General features: G+C 46.0%; 3 protein-coding genes. All 3 read right to left on the bottom strand.

Translation table 11 applies throughout. The features are described from left to right. Positions 1-229 precede the first annotated feature (229 nt). Positions 230-1,207, bottom strand: a complete 978-nt coding sequence (locus tag KHU33_RS25640; protein ID WP_211468298.1) for a toll/interleukin-1 receptor domain-containing protein — start codon at positions 1,205-1,207, stop codon at positions 230-232. Between the two features lie 19 nt (positions 1,208-1,226). Further along, positions 1,227-1,478 carry a hypothetical protein gene (locus tag KHU33_RS25635; RefSeq protein WP_211468296.1) on the bottom strand — a complete coding sequence of 84 codons (252 nt, stop codon included), beginning with the start codon at positions 1,476-1,478 and terminating at the stop codon, positions 1,227-1,229. Positions 1,479-1,971: 493 nt separating this feature from the next. After that, positions 1,972-3,678, bottom strand: a complete 1,707-nt coding sequence (locus KHU33_RS25630; RefSeq protein WP_211468294.1) for a hypothetical protein — start codon at positions 3,676-3,678, stop codon at positions 1,972-1,974. Between the last annotated feature and the right edge of the window lie 365 nt (positions 3,679-4,043).

Below are 4,043 nucleotides of genomic sequence, written 5' to 3'. Positions count from 1 at the left end.
ATTACAACTCAGTTCGTCCACATAGCGCCCTTGGGCAAATGGCACCGGACCAATTCCGGGTATTGCATCACAACGAAAACAGCGAAATTACTAACTTGCGATTGGTGCACTCAGCGGGGTAAGGTCAATATAGCCAGCAGTAATGTAATGGAACATGAATTGGCCCTTACAGGTCGCATTTACGTATCTCTCAGTTCGCGGACATTCCTGTGAAAACTCTGTGAGCGCGCTATACAGAAAACTCCCTCGCTTCAAGCCTCTCGTCCAAAGGGAGTTCCAAAAGTTCGCGTACCAACTCCTCTCGAAACAATTGTGAATTATCTGAGGGACGAGCATGAAAAACATACCGGGTCTTTAGATACATCGGAAGCCCGTCACCCAAATTTTCTTCTCGAACAACAACTTGGTACTTGATGCTATCGGCTGGAAGACAAGAAATATCACCTTGAATAATCATCGTTTCCCAACCAACACCTCCAAGACGTCCATCAGCTTTTTTCTTATATTGCTCATCACAAACAATTACTACTTTCTGCGCCAATGCCAATTCATTACACATCCATTGCGGTAGATCCATACCTCGTCGCAGATGAAATTTATCCAATCGAGCTTGAATGCCGTGATCAATCAGAAAAAGTGCAAGCTCTTTTACCCAATTCACAGCCTCGTTATCGCTGGACGTGTGGCTAACAAATACGCGAACCGCCTCTCGTCTCCGTCCTGCAATTCCCTTCTTGTTTCCGCGCAGTCTGTCAAATACCTCCTTGTGAAGCACAAAGATGTTCAGAACTGCATCTGCGTGAGCGGTGTTACAAAACCCTTCTTTCAAAGCCCTTACAACCTCCTCACTTTGAAGCCCCCCAGCGCCAGCACCAAGCAGAGGAACATTAACGACACGAACCGATGCTTGTTCAGTCGTGAACCTACCCAATGCACTACCGATTTCTTTAATTGCCGACGCGGTCGAAGTCATAGCAGCAACAGAGGCGGCAAACGCAACAAATTGGGCGATATTTTCCCCGCCTTCAAATGGCATAATCTCAACTTGCCCTAGCTTCATGCCCGGTTTCGGATGGGGAAGTGAGTAATGATCAAGGGAGCGAGCGACAAATCCAGTGACAGCTCCCACGGTTGCACATGGCAACACAATCATATCTGAAGGACCATCAAATAGGTTACCAAGTCTTATTTTCACTGAAGCAGCCATATCCATCTCCATAAATATTTCAGCGCTTGGCACTTGCGGCTTCGATTTCGTGAATTAAAGCAGCATGCTCCCACTTCACTGCTTGCCCCCGTTCGAACGCCTCCGGTGTACTCGTCGGAGGTTTGTTGCTCTTGTAAAAGCCAATTGACCCCATTCCGAGCTTTAAACTCTCTTCGCTTTCCCAATTGACCGATTGGCTCGATGCGCTCTTCTCCGAGAGAGAGATAACCCTGTTCACTACACCAATCGCGGAGGGTTGACCGAAAGCCATGCGCGGTTGCGACGCGGCCAGGTTTATCGCTAGGTGCCTTGACACGGCGTAAAAAACTGGTGAGTACCATATCTGAAAGCTCTACCTGATCCCGTGGCGAAGGAAATACTAAGTCCTCATGCTGCCCTTGCTGCTTGGTGAGAATTTCAATAACGTGTTGAGATAATGGAAGGTGTTCAAGTGAACGGTGGGATTGCCTATCTTTCGTATGAATTCCCAGTCTAAAGTCATGCAGTTGGCGAGACGTTCTGCTTTTTCCTACCGTCGGCTCTTGACCGATTCCGCTTTGTTAAAAAATTTAATTCCAGCTAAATCTAATACCACTTGCATGATTGAGTCTCATGCTCTCCCGATATTTCTTCTTCCGGCAGGTAGTTTGATGTAGCCCGCTTTTTCTCATTAACCTTATGGTCGATATGCCAAATGCGTGAGCGAATAACAATTTTGTTCGCCCCCGTCTTTTTCATAAGCAGAACCGCTCGCAGTTTTAAAATTAATTAGTTTTGAATAATGCGACGCAACTGGAGTCGGACGGATATCTTGATCCGATAATTCTTTGGTGGAAAGAGCCACCAACATCAAAAATAGTAAATGAAATCGCGGAGAGCTTCTTTGTATTTTTATCAAAATCGGTGCTCACCGTGTAGGTATGCCCGTTATCCAATCGTAAAACAAATGCGCCTGAAGGCCCCTTATAAACACCAGATTCCACCCCATTTGTATTCGGTATAAAACAACCGATATTTCGTACTCTTATCTTGGCTAACTCGGACAGTCGCTGCTCCTGAGTCTTATCGCTCGACAACGAGATTGGGTCCCAATCGAGAGGCTCGGCCGATATTTTGGTCGACGCATCGATAAAATTTAATAGTCTGACTTTTTCGACTTCTTGGTTTTGCTTGAACGAAAAGCTAAGCTCCTCTAACAACGGCCCCATTGCTTTTGTCCAATCGCTATTCTCTCCTTCTGCGATTTCTTTATAATTTGCAACGTCTACGGGGAAATTCGGGATCAGTTTGTCATAAACAACATTAATCAATTCGACGTAGTTTCGATACGGCTGTAGACACTGTGTAACAAATTTGGAATCTTTATTCCAGCCTGGCCTTGCGGTGTTTAGCAAAGCTGCCATCACGATCGCACGATCATACTTAGCTAATTTCAGTGCATCGACGTTGCTGCGAATTTCACGACATGCCCCTGAATAAACTTCGGGATCGCTCTGCCCCAGACTCTGGAGCAATGTCGGTGTCTTCGCGTTGAGTTTTTGCAATATATTTAGTGTTGAGACACCTGAACCAGGAGGGAATTGAAGAACGTCGTCATCAGTAAACGTATTTCTATCAGGGATGAAAAGCGGCAGCACTGGCGCTTGTCCGAATAGTGAACGCTGAAATGAAATATGGAACACGACATCAAACAAATGATCTTTGGTTCTCCCACCTAAATAGGCATCAGCAGCTGCAGTAGAGGCATTTTCGGACTCCTGCTTAGTTTCTGTCTGCCATATGGGTATTCTGATTTCATTTTTTCCTGCCGTCAGATCCTCCCAATGGATAACCTGCTCCACGGGCGACAATGACGAACTACTTGTAAGTGACTTGTAATAGTCGCCCACATTCTTGAACGAATTGCTACTAGCCAAATTGGTAAAACCAGCAATCGTTTGTGCAGCGCCCCCGGTAGTTAAAGCGCTCGCAACCCCTAATAAAACAGCCGCCTGAGAGGACACAGCTTCTTCCCGATCCCCACTGTATCTAAACACCAAGGTTATTTTTTGCGGTTGATTAGATTGGACAACAGAATTCGGAACAATTAACACTTCCGATGCGGTAGGTTCGACGCACTGGTTGCGCTTGTCTGAAACCAGGTGTTTTTCATATAACGGAATTTCGATTTCTTCTACATGCGCAAAGCCACGTGGAATCGCTGTCAAGGCGATATCCACTCTGTCTCTGTGAAAGCTATTCGACTTTCCCGGTGTGATGCAAGCTACCTTACCAAGTCTATCGATAGTCGCAGACACACGGATGTAGCCATGCTCGTAATTTTTATGGTCATAAGGATCATCGGCAAGCCAAGCCGGAGCTGCGGGCGGTGCGATTTTGAATGATGCTTGTGGGGACGGATAAATCACCGTGGATGCGGCACATCCTCCGATGGAACATGACAATATTACCACAAACAGTGTTATTTTCACAACCTCTCCCTAGCGCACTTTTTATGTTTAATCAATGCCCAAAGAATCCTAGCATAATTATTCCTGCGTAGAAAAATTTCCAAATGGAAATATAAAATTTCATCAGCGATCCCGTTGGAGAACAACAAAGAGTCGGAAAAACAACCTCAATCATCGTCAGCGTCCTTGCGTTAATTGGATTGCCGAACTGACCGTACCCCGAAATCAGTATCACCGATTATTAGAATTTTCCGACTCCTGACCGTACCCCGAAATCAGTATCACCGATTATTAGAATTTTCCGACTCCTGGATACCGGCCAAGAAGGCACTTTCCCTTGCCTGGCGAGCGAATTCTGCCGGTGTCGCCCACTGCAATGCAGAGTG

The sequence above is a fragment of the Collimonas silvisoli genome, from assembly GCF_018305005.1.
Classification (GTDB): domain Bacteria; phylum Pseudomonadota; class Gammaproteobacteria; order Burkholderiales; family Burkholderiaceae_D; genus Collimonas; species Collimonas silvisoli.
Note: the sequence above shows the minus strand (reverse complement) of the source record. Positions and strands in the feature narration are given on the sequence as shown.